Source organism: Pseudarthrobacter scleromae (genome assembly GCF_014644515.1).
Taxonomy (GTDB): Bacteria; Actinomycetota; Actinomycetes; order Actinomycetales; family Micrococcaceae; genus Arthrobacter; species Arthrobacter scleromae.
The window spans coordinates 462,852-480,522 of the sequence record NZ_BMKV01000005.1 but is presented as its reverse complement, the minus strand read 5'-3'; the positions used below and the strand labels follow the sequence as shown (position 1 = coordinate 480,522).

General features: G+C 65.4%; 23 protein-coding genes and 1 pseudogene. 16 read left to right on the top strand and 8 right to left on the bottom strand.

Annotated features, from left to right (window positions below; translation table 11 throughout):
• Nucleotides 1-42 precede the first annotated feature (42 nt).
• Complete coding sequence (locus tag IEX33_RS15525; RefSeq protein ID WP_188731634.1) at nt 43-1,071, bottom strand: LLM class flavin-dependent oxidoreductase; 1,029 nt, start codon at nt 1,069-1,071, stop codon at nt 43-45.
• A gap of 91 nt (nt 1,072-1,162) precedes the next feature.
• Here IEX33_RS15525 and IEX33_RS15520 point away from each other — a divergent pair, with 91 nt between their 5' ends.
• From IEX33_RS15520 to IEX33_RS15510, 3 genes are read left to right on the top strand one after another with little or no spacing between them, the layout of a single operon-like run.
• Nucleotides 1,163-1,501 carry a YnfA family protein gene (locus IEX33_RS15520; protein ID WP_188731632.1) on the top strand — a complete coding sequence of 113 codons (339 nt, stop codon included), beginning with the start codon at nt 1,163-1,165 and terminating at the stop codon, nt 1,499-1,501.
• A gap of 40 nt (nt 1,502-1,541) precedes the next feature.
• A complete protein-coding gene (locus IEX33_RS15515; protein WP_104189497.1) occupies nt 1,542-1,946 on the top strand; it encodes a YidH family protein in 405 nt (134 codons plus the stop codon).
• A 30-nt stretch (nt 1,947-1,976) separates the two neighbouring features.
• A complete protein-coding gene (locus IEX33_RS15510) occupies nt 1,977-2,288 on the top strand; it encodes a DUF202 domain-containing protein (RefSeq protein ID WP_377090781.1) in 312 nt (103 codons plus the stop codon).
• Between the two features lie 20 nt (nt 2,289-2,308).
• On the opposite strand, the gene IEX33_RS15505 is transcribed toward IEX33_RS15510, so the two are convergent.
• Entirely contained in the window at nt 2,309-2,707 is a 399-nt protein-coding gene (locus IEX33_RS15505; protein WP_188731629.1) for a hypothetical protein, read from the bottom strand.
• 57 nt (nt 2,708-2,764) lie between these two features.
• Between IEX33_RS15505 and IEX33_RS15500 the strand changes: the two genes are divergently transcribed.
• The 3 genes from IEX33_RS15500 to IEX33_RS15490 all read left to right on the top strand — a co-directional run bounded on the left by IEX33_RS15500 (nt 2,765) and on the right by IEX33_RS15490 (nt 5,597).
• Complete coding sequence (locus IEX33_RS15500) at nt 2,765-3,001, top strand: DUF2630 family protein (protein ID WP_104189493.1); 237 nt, start codon at nt 2,765-2,767, stop codon at nt 2,999-3,001.
• A 44-nt stretch (nt 3,002-3,045) separates the two neighbouring features.
• A complete protein-coding gene (locus IEX33_RS15495; RefSeq protein ID WP_229675420.1) occupies nt 3,046-3,819 on the top strand; it encodes a carbon-nitrogen hydrolase family protein in 774 nt (257 codons plus the stop codon).
• Between the two features lie 437 nt (nt 3,820-4,256).
• Nucleotides 4,257-5,597, top strand: a complete 1,341-nt coding sequence (locus IEX33_RS15490) for an ammonium transporter (protein ID WP_188731627.1) — start codon at nt 4,257-4,259, stop codon at nt 5,595-5,597.
• Between the two features lie 46 nt (nt 5,598-5,643).
• Here IEX33_RS15490 and IEX33_RS15485 read toward each other — a convergent pair whose 3' ends face one another.
• Complete coding sequence (locus IEX33_RS15485) at nt 5,644-6,270, bottom strand: PadR family transcriptional regulator (protein ID WP_188731625.1); 627 nt, start codon at nt 6,268-6,270, stop codon at nt 5,644-5,646.
• Between the two features lie 178 nt (nt 6,271-6,448).
• On the opposite strand from IEX33_RS15485, the gene IEX33_RS15480 reads away from it, so the two are divergent.
• On the top strand, nt 6,449-8,632 hold the full coding sequence (locus tag IEX33_RS15480; protein WP_188731623.1) for a transglycosylase domain-containing protein: 2,184 nt from the start codon (nt 6,449-6,451) through the stop codon (nt 8,630-8,632).
• 562 nt (nt 8,633-9,194) lie between these two features.
• Here the strand turns inward: IEX33_RS15480 and IEX33_RS15475 are convergent.
• Complete coding sequence (locus IEX33_RS15475; RefSeq protein WP_188731762.1) at nt 9,195-9,788, bottom strand: DnaJ family domain-containing protein; 594 nt, start codon at nt 9,786-9,788, stop codon at nt 9,195-9,197.
• Nucleotides 9,789-9,948: 160 nt separating this feature from the next.
• On the opposite strand from IEX33_RS15475, the gene IEX33_RS15470 reads away from it, so the two are divergent.
• Nucleotides 9,949-10,464, top strand: a complete 516-nt coding sequence (locus IEX33_RS15470) for a PaaI family thioesterase (RefSeq protein WP_188731621.1) — start codon at nt 9,949-9,951, stop codon at nt 10,462-10,464.
• A 96-nt stretch (nt 10,465-10,560) separates the two neighbouring features.
• On the opposite strand, the gene IEX33_RS15465 is transcribed toward IEX33_RS15470, so the two are convergent.
• Nucleotides 10,561-11,058, bottom strand: coding sequence for an SRPBCC family protein (locus tag IEX33_RS15465; protein ID WP_188731619.1), 498 nt, complete (start codon nt 11,056-11,058; stop codon nt 10,561-10,563).
• Between the two features lie 13 nt (nt 11,059-11,071).
• Nucleotides 11,072-11,404: an ArsR/SmtB family transcription factor gene (locus tag IEX33_RS15460; RefSeq protein WP_188731617.1), complete on the bottom strand. Its 333-nt coding sequence runs from the start codon at nt 11,402-11,404 to the stop codon at nt 11,072-11,074.
• Nucleotides 11,405-11,505: 101 nt separating this feature from the next.
• On the opposite strand from IEX33_RS15460, the gene IEX33_RS15455 reads away from it, so the two are divergent.
• Complete coding sequence (locus IEX33_RS15455; RefSeq protein WP_188731615.1) at nt 11,506-12,234, top strand: Type 1 glutamine amidotransferase-like domain-containing protein; 729 nt, start codon at nt 11,506-11,508, stop codon at nt 12,232-12,234.
• Nucleotides 12,235-12,290: 56 nt separating this feature from the next.
• Here IEX33_RS15455 and IEX33_RS15450 read toward each other — a convergent pair whose 3' ends face one another.
• Both IEX33_RS15450 and IEX33_RS15445 read right to left on the bottom strand, forming a co-directional pair.
• Nucleotides 12,291-12,875, bottom strand: coding sequence for a hypothetical protein (locus IEX33_RS15450; RefSeq protein ID WP_188731613.1), 585 nt, complete (start codon nt 12,873-12,875; stop codon nt 12,291-12,293).
• Between the two features lie 8 nt (nt 12,876-12,883).
• Complete coding sequence (locus IEX33_RS15445) at nt 12,884-13,618, bottom strand: GAF and ANTAR domain-containing protein (protein WP_188731612.1); 735 nt, start codon at nt 13,616-13,618, stop codon at nt 12,884-12,886.
• Between the two features lie 100 nt (nt 13,619-13,718).
• Here IEX33_RS15445 and IEX33_RS15440 point away from each other — a divergent pair, with 100 nt between their 5' ends.
• The 7 genes and pseudogenes from IEX33_RS15440 to IEX33_RS19390 form a co-directional block, all read left to right on the top strand.
• Nucleotides 13,719-14,438: a GAF and ANTAR domain-containing protein gene (locus IEX33_RS15440; RefSeq protein ID WP_188731610.1), complete on the top strand. Its 720-nt coding sequence runs from the start codon at nt 13,719-13,721 to the stop codon at nt 14,436-14,438.
• Between the two features lie 9 nt (nt 14,439-14,447).
• Nucleotides 14,448-14,789 carry a hypothetical protein gene (locus IEX33_RS15435; RefSeq protein ID WP_188731607.1) on the top strand — a complete coding sequence of 114 codons (342 nt, stop codon included), beginning with the start codon at nt 14,448-14,450 and terminating at the stop codon, nt 14,787-14,789.
• A 167-nt stretch (nt 14,790-14,956) separates the two neighbouring features.
• A complete protein-coding gene (locus IEX33_RS15430; RefSeq protein ID WP_188731605.1) occupies nt 14,957-15,682 on the top strand; it encodes a GAF and ANTAR domain-containing protein in 726 nt (241 codons plus the stop codon).
• Nucleotides 15,683-15,684: 2 nt separating this feature from the next.
• Nucleotides 15,685-15,936, top strand: coding sequence for a hypothetical protein (locus IEX33_RS15425; protein WP_188731603.1), 252 nt, complete (start codon nt 15,685-15,687; stop codon nt 15,934-15,936).
• Nucleotides 15,933-16,703: a GAF and ANTAR domain-containing protein gene (locus IEX33_RS15420; RefSeq protein WP_229675409.1), complete on the top strand. Its 771-nt coding sequence runs from the start codon at nt 15,933-15,935 to the stop codon at nt 16,701-16,703. The genes IEX33_RS15425 and IEX33_RS15420 overlap by 4 nt, the downstream gene beginning before the upstream one ends.
• 316 nt (nt 16,704-17,019) lie before the next feature.
• Nucleotides 17,020-17,217, top strand: coding sequence for a hypothetical protein (locus IEX33_RS15415; protein WP_104189464.1), 198 nt, complete (start codon nt 17,020-17,022; stop codon nt 17,215-17,217).
• Nucleotides 17,218-17,488: 271 nt separating this feature from the next.
• Nucleotides 17,489-17,671, top strand: a pseudogene (locus tag IEX33_RS19390) (CPBP family intramembrane glutamate endopeptidase); the annotation flags it as partial.

Below are 17,671 nucleotides of genomic sequence, written 5' to 3'. Positions count from 1 at the left end.
GAGAAATTATCATGGCCGCACCCCCGCACCGGCGGCTGTTCTTTAGCCGGGGCTCCACCCCAGCGCAGGCGCGATGTCACGGGCGATTGTTCCCAGCAGCTTCGCGTTGAAGTCCACCCCAAGCTGGTTCGGGACGGTGAGCAGGAGCGTGTCAGCCTCCTGGACGGCCGTGTCCGCGGCAAGCTGCTCCGCCAGCACGTCCGGAGCGCCCGCGTAGCTCTTCCCGAACCTGGCGGTAAGCCCGTCAATAACGCCCACCTGGTCCCGGCCGTCCCGAAGGGCGGCACCGGCAAAGAAGCGGCTGTCTTCCTCATCCACGATGGGCAGGACACTGCGGCTGACCGATACCCGTGGCGTGTGCTCGTGGCCCGCTGCAGCCCAGGCGTCCCTGAACAGCTGGATCTGCTCGGCCTGGAGTTCGTGGAAGGGCACGCCGGTGTCCTCGGTCAGCAGCGTGGAGCTCATCAGGTTCATGCCCAGTTCCGCGGCCCAGACCGCCGTCTTCCGGGTTCCGGCTCCCCACCAGATTCGCTCGGCGAGCCCGGGCGACTGCGGCTGGACCGGCAGGAGCCCCACGGCTCCGCCTGCGTACCGCGGGTCCGCTTCCGCGACCCCCGCGCCGGTGATCGCCTTCCGGAAGAGGGCGGTGTGCCGGCGGGCCATGTCCGCGTCCGTTTCTCCGGGTTCGGGCACGTACCCGAATGCTGCCGCTCCCTGGCGGGCCGGCTCGGGTGACCCGCGGCTGATGCCGAGCTGCAGCCGGCCGCTGCTGATCAGGTCCGCGGCCGCGGCTTCCTCGGCCATGTAGAGCGGGTTTTCGTACCGCATGTCGATGACGCCGGTGCCGATCTCGATCCTGGTGGTGCGCGCGGCGATGGCGGACAGAAGCGGGAATGGCGAGGCCTGCTGCCGGGCAAAGTGGTGCACCCGGAAAAATGCTCCGTCCAGCCCGAGCTCCTCGGCGGCCACCGACAGGTCGATGGCCTGGAGGAGGGCATCACCGGCAGTCCTGGTGCGGGAGCCCTGCCCGGGACCCCAATGGCCAAATGAGAGAAATCCGATGCGCTCCATACACGGCCCAACCCCGGCCCGGCCCCCGGCATTCCCGACCCCTTGTGAAGCCGGCTGGCATGATGGCGTCGTGGGTATCCATGATGAAGCTGTGAGCATCGCCAAGACCGTGGTGCTGTTTGTCCTGGCTGCTGCGGCGGAAATCGGCGGCGCATGGCTGGTGTGGCAGTCAGTGCGTGAAGGAAAGGACTGGTGGTGGGCCGGCTTGGGTGTCATCGCACTGGGGGCCTACGGCTTCGTGGCCACATTCCAGCCTGACGCCCACTTCGGCCGGATCCTGGCGGCTTACGGCGGGGTGTTTGTGGCCGGATCGCTGGCCTGGGGAATAATCTTTGACGGCTTCCGGCCAGACCGCTGGGACATCACGGGTTCACTGATCTGCCTGCTGGGCGTGGCCGTGATCATGTTCGCCCCTCGCAGCGGGGCCTAGCGCATCAGGGCAAGAGCAGCCGCGTAGCTAAACTGGCACCGTGACCAACCGCGAGCAGCCCGCCAGCGCCCCCGTCCCGCCGTCGCGCGGGAAAATCGCCGAACGCCTGCTGCCTGGCGGGGAGGAACCGGACCCGCGTTTCACCTTGGCCAATGAGCGCACGTTCCTTGCCTGGATCCGCACCTCCCTCGCGCTGCTGGCCGGCGGTATCGCCATTGAGGCCTTCACCTCGGACCTCTTCCTGGAGCCGGTCCGCAAGGGCCTGGCGGTGGTCCTGCTTCTGCTCGGCATGCTGTTAAGCGCCGGCTCCGCTGTCCGGTGGCTCCGGGTGGAACGCAGCATGCGCAACAAGGCGCCGCTGCCGCTGCCGCTCATCGTGCCGCTGCTGGCCGCCGCCGGCGCCCTGGCGGCCGCCGTCGTCCTGATCTTCATTCTCTGGCCCTGACCCGTGGCACCATCCCCCGGTCCCGCGCCACTGCATGGGGATCCCGGCCTGCAACCTGAACGGACCACTCTTGCGTGGGGCAGGACCATGCTGGCCCTGGTGACAGTAAGCGCGATTTTCCTGCGCTGGCTGCCGCAGCATGGCCTGCCCATCCTGCTCCTGTTCACGGTGTCGGCCGGAACGGCCGCCGGCATCTACTTCACGCAGCGGCGCCGCTACAGCGTGAGCTCGCACGGCATCCGCAAGGAAATGCACGACGCCGATATCACCGCCGTGCTGTGGACGGCTTTCGCCGGGGTGCTGCTGGGCGCCCTCGGCATTGGCGTGGTGCTTGTCGGCTAGGGCGGCCGCCAGAGCAGCCTCTAGAACATCGGCAGGATAAAGCCGGCAAGGAACGCCACGGCGCCGATGCCCGTCAGGCACCAGCCCAGTACTGATGCGGTCCTGCCTGCCTCCTCCGGTGCAGCGGTCTGCCACTGGGTGGGGCGCTTGGGGTGGTAGTAGATAGGGAGGGTTTCGCCCACGGACAGCTCCCTGATGTCGTGGGGTGACATGGGCGCGTGGTGCACCTGGTACTTGCGGTCGAACCAGCGGAAGCCCACCCCCGTGCTGTCGGAGTACACCACCGCTTCAGCCACAGCCCACGGATGAACGAAGCGGCGGAGGAAGCCTGTGTAGAAGAGCAGTGCGAGCCCGGCGGGCAGGCACATCCAGGTCAGCATTTCCAGGATTGGACCTGCCATATCAAGCACAGTGGGCATGATTCAGATGGTACAGGCGTACGCTGGGGTAACCGGTCCGGGGAGTAAGGGGAAGCCATGAACGATCAGGATATTTTGACGCGCATCCAGGCCCTCGTTGAGGAGGAGCACTCACTGCGGGAGGCTTCCGGGGACGGGCAGGTGCCGGACAAGGCGCGGCTGAAGCAGGTGGAGGAAAGCCTGGACCAGTGCTGGGACCTGCTGCGGCAGCGGCGGGCCAAGTCGGACTCCGGTGAGAACCCCAACGATGCCGAAGCCCGGCCCGTCAGCGAAGTAGAAGGCTACAAACAGTAGCGGCCCCACAGATTGGAGCGTCCATGCGTCTGGCTGTCGCCTAGATCATCAGCAGTGCGGACCCCGCAGAAAACCTGGGACTGATCCGGGACTACGCTGCCCAGGCGAAAGCCGCCGGTGCGGAACTGGTGGTGTTTCCCGAGGCCGCCATGCGCGCCTTCGGCCACTCCCTCCGCGATGTCGCAGAGCCACTGGACGGCCCCTGGGCCGGCGAAGTCCGGGCCATTGCGCGGGACCTGGGCATTGCGATCGTGGCCGGCATGTTCACTCCCGGGAAGGACGGCCGGGTCCGCAACACCCTGCTGGTCACGGGCCCCGGCGTGGACACCTCCTACGACAAGGTCCACCTCTTCGACGCGTTCGGCTTTACAGAGTCGAAGACCGTTGACGCGGGTGAAACTCCGGTGACCTTTGAGCTCAACGGCACGGTCTTCGGCCTCGCCACCTGCTACGACGTCCGTTTCCCGGCCCTCTTCACCGCCAACGCCCGGGCCGGGGCGCAGGTCAACATCGTGTGCGCGTCCTGGGGTGCCGGGGAGGGCAAGGCTGAGCAGTGGGACCTCCTGGTGCGGGCACGCGCCCTGGACAGCACCACGTTCGTGGTGGCCTGCGGCCAGGGGGACCCGGAAACCATCGGCGCAGGTCCGGCAGGGAGCGCGCCTACGGGCATAGGGCACAGCGCGGTGATCGACCCCCTGGGCTCCGCCGTGGTGGCGCTGGACGGCAAGCCGGAACTCGCCGTCGTTGATATCGACCCGTCCGTTGTGGATGAGGTGCGCAGCAAACTTCCCGTGCTGGCCAACGCGCGGCACTTCTGACCCACTCGCTGCCGCCCCGCCGGGCCTCCATCTTCCGCAGCGCACGACGACGGCGCACCGCACCTCCTCAGCGGCGCGCCGTCGTCGTTCTTTAAGGCTGGAAAAAATCAGCGCCCGGGAGGGTGAGCCGCCGGTTACAGGCAGGAAACCTGCCAGTTCAACGCGTCCGACGACGGTTCTCACCTTCCGCGCCGTCCGTCCCGCGCCGTTGTGCTGGGCCTGGGGCCTTATGCCATTTCGGTGCCGCCGCATGGGGGCAGCGGTTAACACGCTTGAAACATGATCGACGCGTGAACTTCACGCAAGCGCGGATTGTGTAACGCAGACGCAACTTTTGCGCGCCTTTCCCGAAACACCGGAGGACAAACATAGACGCCGGGGGAAGTGCGAGGGCCGGCAAAGAGCGCCCCGCTGGCGCAACGCGAAGGGACCCGCAGGTGGAAATTTCTGCCCAACATGTCTGGTTGATGATTTCAGCCGCGATGGTTTTGCTGATGACGCCCGGACTGGGCCTTTTCTACGGCGGCATGACCCGCGCCAAGGCCGCCCTCAACATGATCATGATGAGCTTCATCTCCGCCGGGATCGTCGGCGTGGTGTGGGTCCTGTGGGGCTACTCCATGACAACGGGCGACGGTGTGCTGGGCATCTTCGGCAACCCCTTCGCCAACTTCGGCCTGCAGAACCTGATGGGCTCCCCCGACCTGATCAAGGCCGGCTACAGCGCCACGTTTGCGATCATCACGGTGGCGCTGATCAGCGGAGCGATCGCTGACCGCGCAAAGTTCGGCGCCTGGGCACTGTTTGTGCCGCTCTGGATCACGGTGGTCTACTGCCCGCTCGCGTACATGGTCTGGGGCGGCGGGCTGATGAGCGCCGGCGGGGCAGTGACCGCCGTGTTCGGCCAGGTCATCGACTTCGCCGGCGGCGCAGTGGTGGAGATCAGCTCCGGGACCGCAGCCCTGGTCCTGGCCCTGATCGTGGGCCAGCGCCACGGTTTTGCCAAGGACCCCAACCACCGTCCGCACAACATTCCCTTCATCATGCTGGGCGCCGCGATCCTGTGGTTCGGCTGGTTCGGCTTCAATGGCGGCGCGGCAACAACTGCTGAGCAGGCAGGCCTGATCTGGGTGAACACCCTGGTGACTCCCGCCGCGGCGATGCTGAGCTGGCTGGTCACCGAAAAGATCCGCCACGGTCATCCCACGTCCCTCGGTGCTGCCTCGGGTGTGGTTGCCGGGCTCGTGGCCATTACCCCGTCCTGCGCCAACATCAGCCCTGTGGCCGCTATCGGCCTGGGCTTCGTGGCCGGAGCTGCCTGCGCCGTCTTCGTTGACCTGAAGTACCGCTTCGGCCTGGACGACTCGCTGGACGTTGTGGGGGTGCACCTCGGCGCCGGACTCATCGGAACCCTTGCGCTCGGCTTCATCGCCCTTCCCGTGGATGGCCAGGGCGGCGGACTCCTCTACGGCGGGGGTGCGCAGCAGCTGATTGCCCAGACGGCGGCTGTGGTGATCACCCTGCTGCTCTCCGGCGCCGGAACCTTTGTCATTGGCCGCGCCATCAACAAGACCATCGGTTTCAGGGTCAGCCTTGAGGCGGAAACCGCTGGAGTGGATCTGGCTGAACATGCTGAGAGCGCCTATGCGTTCGGTGAAATCGGCGCGGGATTCAATCCGCAGCATCCCGTTTCCCACTCCCCCGCGGCTGGGCTGGCGGATTCCGCCGAGCGGCTCCGCAAGAGCGCCACGCGCGTTAAGGAAGACTCCTTCGCCTGACCGGCGCGGCGGTTATGGCCCGGAAGCCGGGCTGCAACCGCCGCGTTTAGTCAGCCAGGATCTTGTACAGGGCCCGCCGGGTCTCATCCATTTTTTCGATGGCCGCGGCGCGCTGTTCCTCGGTAACACCACTGCCGAACTGGTGGATGGCTCCCATCAGCTTGCCGATGCTCTGATGGAACTCGCGGTCGGAGCTGTCCGGCCCGGCATTCCAGGCATTGTCCATTTCCTCACCGTGCTCGGCCACATAGGCCCGGCCCCGATCCGTGAGCGTGAACTCCGTCCCGCGGCCCTCGCTGAGGGCTGAGATCAGGTCCTCGTCGACGAGTTGCTGCAGCGTGGGGTAAATGGAGCCGGGGCTGGGCCGCCACGCGCCCTCCGTCTTTTCGGCAATCGTCTTGATCAGTCCGTAACCGTTGGAGGGTGCCTCGGCCAGGAGCGAAAGGATGGCTGCCCGGACATCCCCCCTGCTGGCGCGCCGTGAGCCACGGCCGAACCCTGGTCCAAAACCGGGCCCAAAACCAGGTCCGGAACCGGACCCAAAGCCCGGCCCAAAACCAGGACCAAAGCCTCCACCACGGTGTCCGTGCGGCCCCCGGCGGCCCCTGCCCCGCCCGAAGGGCTCGTTTCCGAATTCAGCGCCGGGAAATTTCTCTTCGTGTATGCCTTTCATCGTGGCATCGTCCTCTCACAGGATAAATTCACCGACATCTTCGGCGATAGTTAACGATATGTCGTTAACTATCGCCGGGTCAAGATTGTGAGTGTGATCAAATCCTGACCTTTCAGCAGGGCAATGTGCCGCTGGACGGGCGTAGTCTTTTGAGACCTCCAAGCTCGAGGGCTGAATGATGGCGAAGAAAAGGAAGCGCGGAAGCGGTTTCGGCGCTGCCCTGGGAAGGTTCCTGGGGTTCCTGGCGGCGAGTGCCATGTGCGGCGTCCTGGCCGCCAGCCTGGTGGTTCCGGCGGTGGCGGCAGCGGGGTTCGGCGTCAGTAATTCCATTGGATTCTTCGACAGCCTGCCGGAAGAACTCACTGTCCAGCCGCCGTCGCAATCCACCAAAGTCCTCACGTCCGACGGCCAGCCGATCGCCACCTTCTTTGCCGAGAACCGCGTCAGGATTCCGCTGGACCAGATGTCGCCCCACATCAAGGACGCGATCATCGCCATCGAGGACAGCAGGTTTTACGAACACGCCGGCATCGATCCCCAGGGGATCGTGCGGGCCGTGGTGTCCAACCTGACACAGGGTGGCCAGCAGGGCGCCTCAACCATCACGCAGCAGTACGTCACCAACGTGATTAACGAAGCGCGCTTGTCGCAGGACAGGCCGGACGAGGTGATCCTCTCCGGACAGAAGGACGTTGGTGACAAGCTGCGGGAGATGAAGCTGGCCATTGCGCTGGAAAAGAAGTTCACCAAGGAGCAGATCCTTGAGGGGTACCTGAATATCGTCTTCTTCAACAGCGACGCCTACGGCATCGAGGCGGCGTCGCGCTACTTCTTCAGCACCACCGCCAAGGACCTCACCCTTCCGCAGGCCGCGCTGTTGGCCGGGCTCGTCAACAGCCCAACGTTCTATAACCCTGCGATCAACCCGGACAAATCAGTCGTCCGCCGGGACCAGGTGCTTTCGGAGATGCTGCTCCAGGGCAAGATCACGCAGGAGCAGCACAATGAAGCCGTGGCCACGCCGATTGAGCTGAAGATCAGTCCGGAGCGGCAGGGCTGCGCCTACGCGGCCATGGCGCCCTACTTCTGCGACTACGTGTCCCACCTCATCCTGAACAACCCTGCGTACGGGCCCAGCCTGATAGAACGGCAGCGGAAGCTGTACCGCGGCGGACTCACCATTGTCACCACCCTGGACAGCAGGCTGCAGGCGGCCGCCCAGGCACAGGTGGACGGCACGGCAGGACCGAACCCGGACCGGTGGGGCGCCGCATTGGTCACCGTGCAGCCGGGGACCGGCAAGATCCTGGCGATGGCCCAGAACACGGTGTTCCTGCCGGAACCGGGGAAGTTCGACACGCACCTGAACTTCAACGTGGATGCCAAGGACCCGCAGGGGAATGACCTCAACGGAGCGGGCGGCTTCCAGCCCGGGTCCACCATGAAGCCGTTCACCTTTGCCCAGTGGCTGAACGAGGGCAAGTCCCTGACTGCGGAGGTGGATGCTTCACGGCGCGTCTATCCGCTGGACTTCCCGTGGCGGTCCACCTGCGGGAAGGTGATGGGCGCCTACAACACCGCCCAGAACAACCCTACGCTGGGCGCCGCTGACGACCTCCAGAACGCCGAGGAGGGCTTCTACAGGAAGATGCCCATCAATTACGGGCTGTACAACTCGATCAACACGGCCACGTTCGCCACGGCCGCGCAGCTGGATTTCTGCGGTATCCAGAAGATGGTGGACGCGGTGGGGCTCCACAGCGGACTCGATGGAGCCCCGATCAACATGCATCAGCTGGGCAACCTTCTCGGCGCTATTGGTGTGGCTCCTCTTCACCTGGCCAACGCCTTTGCCACGTTTGCCAATGACGGCCGCTACTGCACACCCATCGCCCTGGTGGACGTCAAGGATGCAGCAGGAGGCAATCTTCCCGCCCAGCCTGTGGAGTGCCGTGACGCTGTGAAGCCGGACGTGGCCCGTGGAGTCAATAATGTGCTGCAGGATGTGCTCGTCAGGGGTTCAGGCGTGTGGATCAATCCCAAGACCCATGACAAGTTCCCGGTGGCGGCCAAGACCGGTACATCAAACAACAATGGGTCCACTTGGATTGTTGGCTACACCTCCGGTATTGCCACCGCGTCCTTTTTCGGCGACGCACTGGAGGGACAGAAGCGGGCAGGGCAGAACGTGACCATCAACGGGACTTTCTATCCCCGCCTGGACGGCTACATGATTGCCGGGCCGCAGTGGGCCAACTACATGCTTCAGGCCGCCCCGCTGTATCCCACCAATCCGTTCCCGGCTCCTCCACCATCGATGATGGGCCCGAGCCCGTCACCGTCACCCAGCCCCCGCCCCTAGTCCAGTTTCAGCCGGCCGCGGTTCTTTCCCCGGGGCTCGTGGCTGCAGATGGACATCACGGCGGCGGGACGCCTATCGCACGTTGCGCCAAACCTCTACCGCCCTGGTGCCAGTGGGGCATTGGGCATACGAGGTGTTGAAGCCCTGCGAGGCCGGCATCTGCCACCTCCAGGGCCCACGCACAATGGCCTCATGGCCAGTGGGGACATGACGGCACCGGCCCGCAACCTGATACTCAGTGCCCGGGGCGTTGGAGTTGCAACTGGCCCCCACATTGAACTCATAGTGAATCCACACGTTGCAGTTGGCATACCCGTCGTCAGCCGAGGCAGGTTGAGCCGTGAGTATTGTCCCGCCCATCAACGCAAGGGCAGCGCTGGCAGCAAGAATCCTTCGCGAAATCTTCATAGATGTCCCCCCAAAGTCTGACTGGTCTTCAGTATCGTCACTTGATACTCGGGCACACCCAGCCGTAGCGCAATGGGGCGAACTGCCCACCCGGGCAGGGATCCCACTAAGGCGAGGACGACGACGGCGGGACGCAACGGCGTCGTACGTTCGGCTACGTTGCACCTTTCCACAGCCGCTGCCACCAGGGGCGCGCAGGCTGCGGTTCTGCCGGAGTCTCGGCAGGCCGGGCCGCACGGCGCTGGCGCCACCGGCCCACTTCCTCCTCTACGTCCCGGGTTTTGGTGATGACCGGCGGACCGCCCTGCAGCTGGCGCCGGGCGTCGACGACGCGGCGGTTGAAATCCTGCAGGATGTCCCGCACCTGCTGCTCCGTGTACTGGGCGTCAAGCCTGGCATCAAGCTCGGCGTCCTCCTTCCGGAGCAGGATGGCCGCCGGACCGAGGCCGCTGATGTTTTCCCGCTGGATGAGGCCCTTGACCCACCAGTCGGGATCGTACGACTCCCCCAGCCCGGGAATCGGCTTGCCGGCGTACTTGAGGTTGTCGAACTTGCCCTGCGCCATGGCATCACGGACAAGGTACTCCGCCCGGGCGGAGTCGCTCACCTTCTTGCGCTTCTCCCGCTCCTTCACTTCAAGGGCGTCCAGCTCGGCTTCTTCCTCCGCGCTGATGCCTGCCCCGCGGTAGGTGCGGAGTTCGGCGGCACGCTCCAGGCGCTTCCGGTACTCTGCTGCACCGCTCCCCATTGCTGCCACCGCCCCACGTTTGTCCCTACGCCTTCCTTCCAGTATTCAGAACCCGTTGGCCGGGTTCAACGCCCATCCCGAACAACGGCACGGAGCTGGAGCCGGGGGGCGTCGCTTCGCTTAAGCTGGGCAGGCGGGCCACACGGAGGAGGCAGTGCCAATGGATGGCAACGGAGCAACGGAGCGCTCGGCAACGTTCAGCTGGACCGATCCGAGCGTGGGCCTTGGGCACCTGTCCCTGATGTCCGGGCTGGACTACCTCTCCGGCATGCGGGACGGAACCATTCCGCGGCCGCCCATGGCGTCCCTGATGAACCTGGCCCTTGTTGGGGTTGAGCCGGGGCGCGTGGAATTCGAATGCCGGCCGGCCGAAGCGCACTACAACCCGCTGGGCGTGGTGCACGGCGGGTTGGCCTGTACGCTGCTGGACACCGTTGTGGGGTGCGCGGGGCACAGCACCCTGGCCGCTGGATTCGGGTACACGTCCATCGACCTCTCCGTCAGCTACCTCCGCCCCATCACCCTCAAGCACGGCGTGCTGCGGGCCGAGGGGACCGTGACCAAACCGGGATCGCGGGTCATCTTCGCCGAGGGGCGCATCTTCGGGCCGGCCGGTGAGCTCCTGGCCACCGCCACTAGTTCACTCCTGGTATTCGCCGCGGCCCCGGACCGGTAGGCCCTGCCGGCAGCAGCCCCGGAAAAGGCTGAAGCGTGCGACGGCGGGACGTCCCGCCGTCGTACGCTTCAGGTCCGCTGTGGCGCGGCGGGCCGTTCAGGCGTTGGCGTGTTCGGCGAGGATCGCGTCAATCTGGCCTAAAGCCTCCTTCATACCCTCCTCCATGCCCATCTTGACCATCTCTTCCAGCTGCTCTTCGGAATCGAAGATGGACATGATGGTCATACGGGTGCGGCCGCCGATGTCCTCCAGGTCTACAGCGGCATGGGCACTGCCCATGGCATCCAAGGGCGCTCCGGTTTCGTCAGCGAAGCCGTCATCGAATTCGAGCCTGCGCGGCGGCTCGATGGTTCTGAACTTCCACCAGCCTCGGGGCTTCTCGCCTTCGGGGGTGGTCATGTAATAGTCGGCCTTCCCGCCGGGCTGGAAGTCGAACCGGTCAAACGTGGCCGGATAGTTGGGCGGACCCCACCAACGCTCCAGCTGGCGCGGGTCTTCCCAGATCTGCCAGACGCGCTCGACGCCGGCGTCGAACTCCGCCACGAGGGTGAGGCTGAGGGCCTCGGGATTCTTGGTGGAACTGATAACAGGCATTGCGCAACCTTCCTTATCCTTCAGCCAGAATGTCTGCGATCCGGTCGACGCGCTGCCGCCAGATCGCCTCATACTCGTCGAGCAGCCGCCGGGCTTTTTGCAGGCCTTCATGGTTACCCCGCACAATCTGCTCCCTTCCGCGCTTTTCCTTGGTGACCAGGGATGCGCGCTCCAACACCGCAACGTGCTTCTGGACTGCGGCGAAGCTCATGGCATAGAGGACAGCGAGACCGGAAACTGAATACTCCCCCACCGTCACCCGGCGCACAATGTCGCGGCGGGTGGAATCTGCGAACGCCTGGAACAGGCGGTCCAGTTCGACTTCACGGAGCTGATCTACAACCATTTGGTTGTACGATAGTCCTGCCCGCACGGGCTGTCAATGGCCTGCGGAAACGGGGTTCCCACTCCGGCGGAAAGGCCGTTGGGGCCGGTATCTTGAAGGCCATGAGCATCTTCCTTGCCGGCGCCGGGCCGGACCATCTGGCGTTTCCGGAAGTGTTTGACCGCTTCGCCCAGGCCGTCAGCCAGCGTTCCCGCCAGGAGGCACCCGCGCGGGTGGCGGTGGTAGTTCATGACCGCGGCGGGAACCCGGAAAGCCTCCTTCCGGCTTACGTGGATCCGCTGCTCGCACGGATTCCGCTTGAGGTGGTGCCGGTCCTGCTGGGTGCGGGCGCGCCTCCCAACCCTTCAGTGTTCGACGGCGTCGACGGGCTGGTGGTGGGCGGTGGACTGACGCCGGCGTACTGGGAAGGACTCGCCGCTTCCGCAACCGCCATTTCACGGGCCGTGGCCGGCGGCGTGCCCTACCTCGGCTTTTCCGCCGGGGCCATGATCGCACCCCGCAGGGCGCTGGTGGGCGGCTACCGGAACCGCGGCATTGAGGTCTGCGGCGAAGAATGCTCGGAGGGCCTGGCCGAGCTCGAAATCCGGGACGGCCTGGGCCTGGCCCCGTATTCAATTGATGTCCACGCAGCACAGGCCGGCACGCTCAGCCGCGCAGTGGGAGCCGTGGCCGCAGGGCTGGTGGAGAGGGCTGTGGCCGTGGACGAGAACACCGCCCTGGTGCTGGCAGCGGCAGGCGATGACAGCTTCGAGGTACTGGGCCACGGCAACTGCTGGGACATCCGCTGGTCCGGCACGGCCTGCAGCGTCTCCGTGCTGCAGGCGGACTGAGGGTAAATCGCGGCCTATTGCTGGGGCAGCCCTGTAGCCAAGCTGGCCCGGACCACTCAGCTGTCGCGTGCAGGGCAATCAAAGTCGTGCAATGCCGGCCACACGGGATCGGAGCCACCATGCACGGACAGAAGCGCACCTTCGGCGTCCCACGTGAAGTCGTAGGAGCCTGACGCAATGGGCTGGTATCCATCATCGGCGGTCCAGGAACTGACGGGCCTGCCAAAGCCGCCAAGCCCCACTGCGTACAACTCACCGCCACCGGCAAACAGGAACGAATGCTCTCTCACTGCTGCCTGGCAGAAGCCGGGGCCCGGGGGACGCAGGACCGTGTAGGTAGCACCAAGGTCTCCTACCCCACCCATGACGCTGCAAACTCCGGCCAACACCGCAATGCCCACCCACTGTGGTGAACGCCTGCGGGCAGATCTTTGCTCGCCCGGCGCAGCGTTCCGGCGGCGCAGCAATGCGCGAGCGATTGCGAGAACGAGCGAAAGTACGAGCAGCGAGGCGCTAAGAGCCCATCCGGGAATCACCAACTGACCCCACACCAGCAGGAAACCAAACATGCCGCCCACGGTGGCCACTGCCGCGAGGAGCAGGCACAGGCGCACTGCAGCGTCGAGGCGATGTGCAGCCATCGAGTTCTTTAGGCGTCGAAGTGCGTCTTGACCCTGTCGCCGGTCAGTTGTTCAATCAGCTCCGCGGCGACGTCCCGCAGCTTTTGGTTGCGGTTGCTGGAGACCTTGGTGAGGATGTCCATGGCTTCCGCCTGGGAGCACCTGTTCTGGGCCATGATGACGCCGCATGCCAGGTTGATGGCAGTCCGGCTCTCCATGGCAGCTTCCAGGTTCTCCGCCCGGCTTTGCGCTGTGTCGAGGCGGACTGAGAGATGCAGCGTGTTGTGGGCGGCAGCAGCGAAGCCCACGGCCTTCTCATAGACACCCGCGGTGAACATGCCTGGCTTGGACGCAAAAAAATTCAAGGCCACACTGGCTTCGCTGCTGATCTCCAGGGGCACCCCCAGGGAGCTCCGGATGTTTGCCTCCGCCAGCTTCCGGGTCAGCTCCGGCCAGCGGGAGTCCGTGGCGACGTCGTCGATAATCACCGGAGACATCTCGCGCAGCGCTTTGATGCAGGGGCCGTCCCCGACGGCCTGTTCAACTTTGTCCAGCTCCACCGCGCGTTGGCTGCTGCCGGCAACAGTCGTGGGCTTGCGCCGCAGTTTGAGCGTGACTGCACACTCAATGTGGTCACCCGCCTCCACGGAAACCGATGCTGCGGCTAGCCCTGCGAGCCCGGTGAGGAACTCAACAACGTTTTCCGCGCCCACCAGAATGCTCTGGAGCTCTTCAATTGGTTCTTTCTCCGGTGAACTCGACATGGGCCCATCTTACTGTCACGCCCCTTCCTGGGCAGCGGACCGGACAGCGGGGGGCAGCGGCATCCGCTGCTCGCCCGGGGCTTGGCTCTATGCTGAGACTATGGCGCAGCACCTTCCCCTCGACGAGCTCAGCACCGTCATAGCTCGCATCCAGGGGCTGCTGCTGACAGAGGAAAAGGTCACCACGGCCGTCCGGATCCTGGCCCAGGCCGCCAAGGAGTCGGTTCCCGGGACGATCGGAGCAGGAGTATCGCTTCTGGATTCGCGCGGGCGCCGCACCAGCAGCGGCTATACCGACCGGATCGTAAGCCGGGCCGATGCCACGCAGTACGAGTGCGGGGAAGGACCGTGCCTGACCGCCTGGGCGGCAGAAGAACCCGTACTGGTCACGGACCTGGGGAATGAAACCCGCTGGCCTGAATGGCGGAAAGCCGTCCGCGGGCTCCCCATATTGTCAGTGGTCAGCGCTCCCCTGAAGGCCGGCCGGGAATCCCTGGGTGCCCTGAAGCTTTACGCCGCCACCCCCGACATCTATGACGAATCCAGCGCCGCGCTGCTCCAGCTCTTCGCTGCCCCGGCCGCCACGCTGCTGGCACACATCCAGGCCAGCGAAGCCCCGCACAGGATGACCGAGGTCCTGCAGGCATCCTTGTACAGCCGGGACCTGGTGAACAGGGCCTGCGGAGCGCTGATGGAACGGTACGGGATGACCCATGAGGCAGCACTGCAGAGGCTGATGAAGCTTGCCCGCGACGAGAACGCTGCATTGCAGCACGTCAGCGAACGCGTCCTTGCCGGGACGCTGCCTGCCGGCGCTTAGGACCTACCTATGGGCTTCGATCCGAACGAACCGGAACAACGCCGCCGGCTCCGCGCCGCCATCAGGGCGGCGGATATTCCTGTGTCCGATCTGTGGCTGAAGTACTTCAGCCTCTCGGGAGACGCCGGGGAATACGAGGTGGAAGCGTACCTGCAGGGGCTCCTTTCCCTGCCGCCGGTGCAGCGCGACCTGCTGGCCCTGGCAGCCAACGAGCTCATTGACGATCTGCCCCGCCCACGCGCACCCTACTCGGACGACTTTCCTGGTTCGAGCGATGCCCCCGGACCCTCCGCTGAGGGACCTGGCGGCGGCGGAGACGGGACCGGCCGGCGAACGGAGCCGGACGAGTAAACCGGGTGGCTCCGGCATATCCATAGGTCCCGTACCGGCGTAATGTCGGTAGTAGGAGATTTCGGGAGTGCGGGACGTCCGGGGTTGAATACTCGGGCCAGCCAGCGTACAGAGCAGCGGCCGCCAGCCAGAGGCGAGTCTTCTGGTGCATCCAGGATCGAGGCCTGATGGCCAAGGAAAGCACTCTCACAACATCTGACCGGATGCAGGACCTGCTGCTTGAAAGTCCCGGGTTTCCCGAATTCCTTCTAGGCCTGGCCACCCTGTCGGCCTCCCTGCTTGGTTCCGACGGTCCTGTCACATGCACCATCACGGTAGAACGCGACGGCGGGTTGTCAACGGTTGCCAGCAGCAGCGAGGAAGGCCGGCGGCTGGACGAAACCCAGTATTCGTACGACGAAGGCCCCTGCCTGACGGCCTTGCGGCAGCACCGCCTTGTGTGGGTGCCGGACCTGCTGGGCGACGAGCGCTGGAGCGGATACGCAGAAGCGGCCGCCCGGGAGGGGATCCGCTCCGTGCTGGCAGTCCCCATCCCCAGCGACGCTTCCTCCCGTGCGGGGTTGAACTGCTACGCAAAGACCATCAACGCCTTCGACGAGGAAACCGTGGTGCTCCTGGAACAGCACGCCGCCTCCATGTCCAGGGTCCTCCGGATCGCGCTGCGCCTGCACGGGGCGGACGTCCATCCCGAGCACCTGAGGGCCGCCCTCAAATCCAGGGCCATTGTGGACGCGGCCGTATCCCTGATCATGCTCCAGCACCGGGGCGGACGGGACGGCGCCTTGGAGATCCTCCGCTTGGCGGCGAAGTCCAGCAACCGCAAAGTCCACGCGATCGCCCACGACATTGTGCAGGGAGCCGAACTCCCCGCACCCAACAGCGACGGAGGGTAAGGATGCATCCCCTTGGGGCCGACGGGCCCGAGCAGCCGGACCGGGCAGCCGAAGAACGCAGGGGAACTGCCCGGCGCTTCCGGGACACGGAGCTGCCGCTGGACAAGCTGTGGATCTACTACTACGGCATCGGCGGCGATATCGATGAGGTATCCCTCGATGCCTACCTCCACGAGGCGCTGGACATACCGGCCGCGCAGGTGAACCTGATCGCCACGGCGATGACGGAAATGACGGAAGCGGACACGCGGTGACAGCCCACGGACACAGCACGGACGGTTATGGGTCCGGACGGCGTGAGTTTCCGGATGTGGACCTGCGGCTGCAGGATATGGTCCTGGACAGCCGTGACATCGCTGAGTTCCTTAACGACCTCGCCGTGGTGGCCGCCTCCCGGCTCTCCACCCCGGGCAATCCGGTCCTCTGCGGCGTGACCGTGATCCGGCATAAGCGGCCCGAGGCGGTGGCCAGCAGCGATTCGGAAGCACACTCCCTGGACGAACTGCAGAATGGGTTTGGAGACGGCCCCTGCCTCACCGCGCTGCGCACCCAAACGACGCTGCTGGTTCCCGACCTTGTCAGGGAACACCGCTGGGAGGCCTACGTGCGGGCCGCTGCGGCACGGGGCGTGTCCTCCATCCTTGCTGTACCTATGGACATCGCCGGTGAGGCGGAGGCCGTCCTGAACCTCTACTCCGGCCGCGTCAACGGGTTCTCGGCGGATGACATCGCCACAGCGGAGGCTTTCGCGGGGCAGGCAGCAGGCTCACTGAAGCTGGTGCTGCGCATCACCCAGCTGTCCGAGGCCAGGAACGATTTGGCCCTAGCCCTCAAATCACGGACCACCATCGACATGGCCATTGGAGCCATCATGGCCGAGAACAGGTGCACCCGGGACACCGCATTCGGCATCCTCACCAAGGCGTCCAGCACGCGCAACGTCAAGCTTCGCGAAGTGGCCGCGGCCGTGATCGCTTCCATCTCCGGCGAGAACGAGATTGGCACCTACTTCGACGAATAGGGTCCGTGCCACCCGAAACCACGTGCCGCCCAGGCGGAACGTGATGAGACTCACGCGCAACATTCTTGAGGCTGGCCCCTGCCGCTGGGCACTATGGAAAGGCATCGGCAGGCTTGATCTCCCGGCGAGGGAGTGACTGCCGAGGCCCGGTGTGCTTGGTCACATCCGGCCGGATACGGTTGCCAACCCCCTTCGGCAACCTGCACCATTGAAATACAGGAACGCGCTTTCCCATGCAGTACCGCCTCATAGACGAGACCACGGCCTGGTCGATGAAGATTCCAGGCCGCCCACCGCAAGAAATGGAAGTTGAATAATGACGTTCGATGCCACTGACTCCGTGACCCTGAAAATCTGGGACCGGTCCGCCCTGCACCACACCCTTGACTCCGCTGCCAGCGAGCTCTCCGCGCGGCACAACACCACCACCTGCCGCGTCGCCGTAACGTGCAGCGGGCCCAACACCTTCACCCTGAGCCTGCGCGGTGAAGGCAAGGCACTGGCCTCCGCCTAAGCGGCCACCCCTGAAAGGCAAGCGGACGACGCCGGCACTCCCCGGCGTCGTCCGCTTGCCTTTAAGCGCGGCACGGCGTCCTTGCCCCGGCGCGGCACGCGGCAAGTAAAATGTGTGGAATCCAAGCGGAAGCGCCGTCCAAGCATCAAAGGTGACCATGAGGCAGAAACCACGGGCGCAAGCCGACCCCGCCGCGCCGGGCCCCGGAAAGTTGGGCCCAGGAAAGTTGGGCCCAGACCAGGCAGGCACAGCACAGACGGGCACAGCAAAAGTGAGCCCAGCACAGCCGGGCCCGGCGTCACTGCCGTTGATCCCCTCGGCCCTTGTGTCGGCGTCGGGCTTCCTGCTGTTTGCCCGCGAGGACCGCCTCTCCGGCTTCCTCCTCCTGGCCGCCGCGCTGGTCCTGGCCGGTTTCATCAGCAGGCGCCTCTTGATCGACCTCGCCTTGATCGCC

What these genes read in the sequence shown, in the direction of transcription:
- IEX33_RS15525 (WP_188731634.1), bottom strand. Translation starts at nt 1,071, where the DNA reads ATGGAGCGCATCGGATTTCTCTCATTTGGCCATTGGGGTCCCGGGCAG.
- IEX33_RS15505 (WP_188731629.1), bottom strand. Translation starts at nt 2,707, where the DNA reads ATGCCCACTGTGCTTGATATGGCAGGTCCAATCCTGGAAATGCTGACC.
- IEX33_RS15500 (WP_104189493.1), top strand. Translation starts at nt 2,765, where the DNA reads ATGAACGATCAGGATATTTTGACGCGCATCCAGGCCCTCGTTGAGGAG.
- IEX33_RS15485 (WP_188731625.1), bottom strand. Translation starts at nt 6,270, where the DNA reads ATGAAAGGCATACACGAAGAGAAATTTCCCGGCGCTGAATTCGGAAAC.
- IEX33_RS15480 (WP_188731623.1), top strand. Translation starts at nt 6,449, where the DNA reads ATGGCGAAGAAAAGGAAGCGCGGAAGCGGTTTCGGCGCTGCCCTGGGA.
- IEX33_RS15475 (WP_188731762.1), bottom strand. Translation starts at nt 9,788, where the DNA reads ATGGGGAGCGGTGCAGCAGAGTACCGGAAGCGCCTGGAGCGTGCCGCC.
- IEX33_RS15470 (WP_188731621.1), top strand. Translation starts at nt 9,949, where the DNA reads ATGGATGGCAACGGAGCAACGGAGCGCTCGGCAACGTTCAGCTGGACC.
- IEX33_RS15465 (WP_188731619.1), bottom strand. Translation starts at nt 11,058, where the DNA reads ATGCCTGTTATCAGTTCCACCAAGAATCCCGAGGCCCTCAGCCTCACC.
- IEX33_RS15460 (WP_188731617.1), bottom strand. Translation starts at nt 11,404, where the DNA reads ATGGTTGTAGATCAGCTCCGTGAAGTCGAACTGGACCGCCTGTTCCAG.
- IEX33_RS15455 (WP_188731615.1), top strand. Translation starts at nt 11,506, where the DNA reads ATGAGCATCTTCCTTGCCGGCGCCGGGCCGGACCATCTGGCGTTTCCG.
- IEX33_RS15450 (WP_188731613.1), bottom strand. Translation starts at nt 12,875, where the DNA reads ATGGCTGCACATCGCCTCGACGCTGCAGTGCGCCTGTGCCTGCTCCTC.
- IEX33_RS15445 (WP_188731612.1), bottom strand. Translation starts at nt 13,618, where the DNA reads ATGTCGAGTTCACCGGAGAAAGAACCAATTGAAGAGCTCCAGAGCATT.
- IEX33_RS15440 (WP_188731610.1), top strand. Translation starts at nt 13,719, where the DNA reads ATGGCGCAGCACCTTCCCCTCGACGAGCTCAGCACCGTCATAGCTCGC.
- IEX33_RS15435 (WP_188731607.1), top strand. Translation starts at nt 14,448, where the DNA reads ATGGGCTTCGATCCGAACGAACCGGAACAACGCCGCCGGCTCCGCGCC.
- IEX33_RS15430 (WP_188731605.1), top strand. Translation starts at nt 14,957, where the DNA reads ATGGCCAAGGAAAGCACTCTCACAACATCTGACCGGATGCAGGACCTG.
- IEX33_RS15425 (WP_188731603.1), top strand. Translation starts at nt 15,685, where the DNA reads ATGCATCCCCTTGGGGCCGACGGGCCCGAGCAGCCGGACCGGGCAGCC.
- IEX33_RS15415 (WP_104189464.1), top strand. Translation starts at nt 17,020, where the DNA reads ATGACGTTCGATGCCACTGACTCCGTGACCCTGAAAATCTGGGACCGG.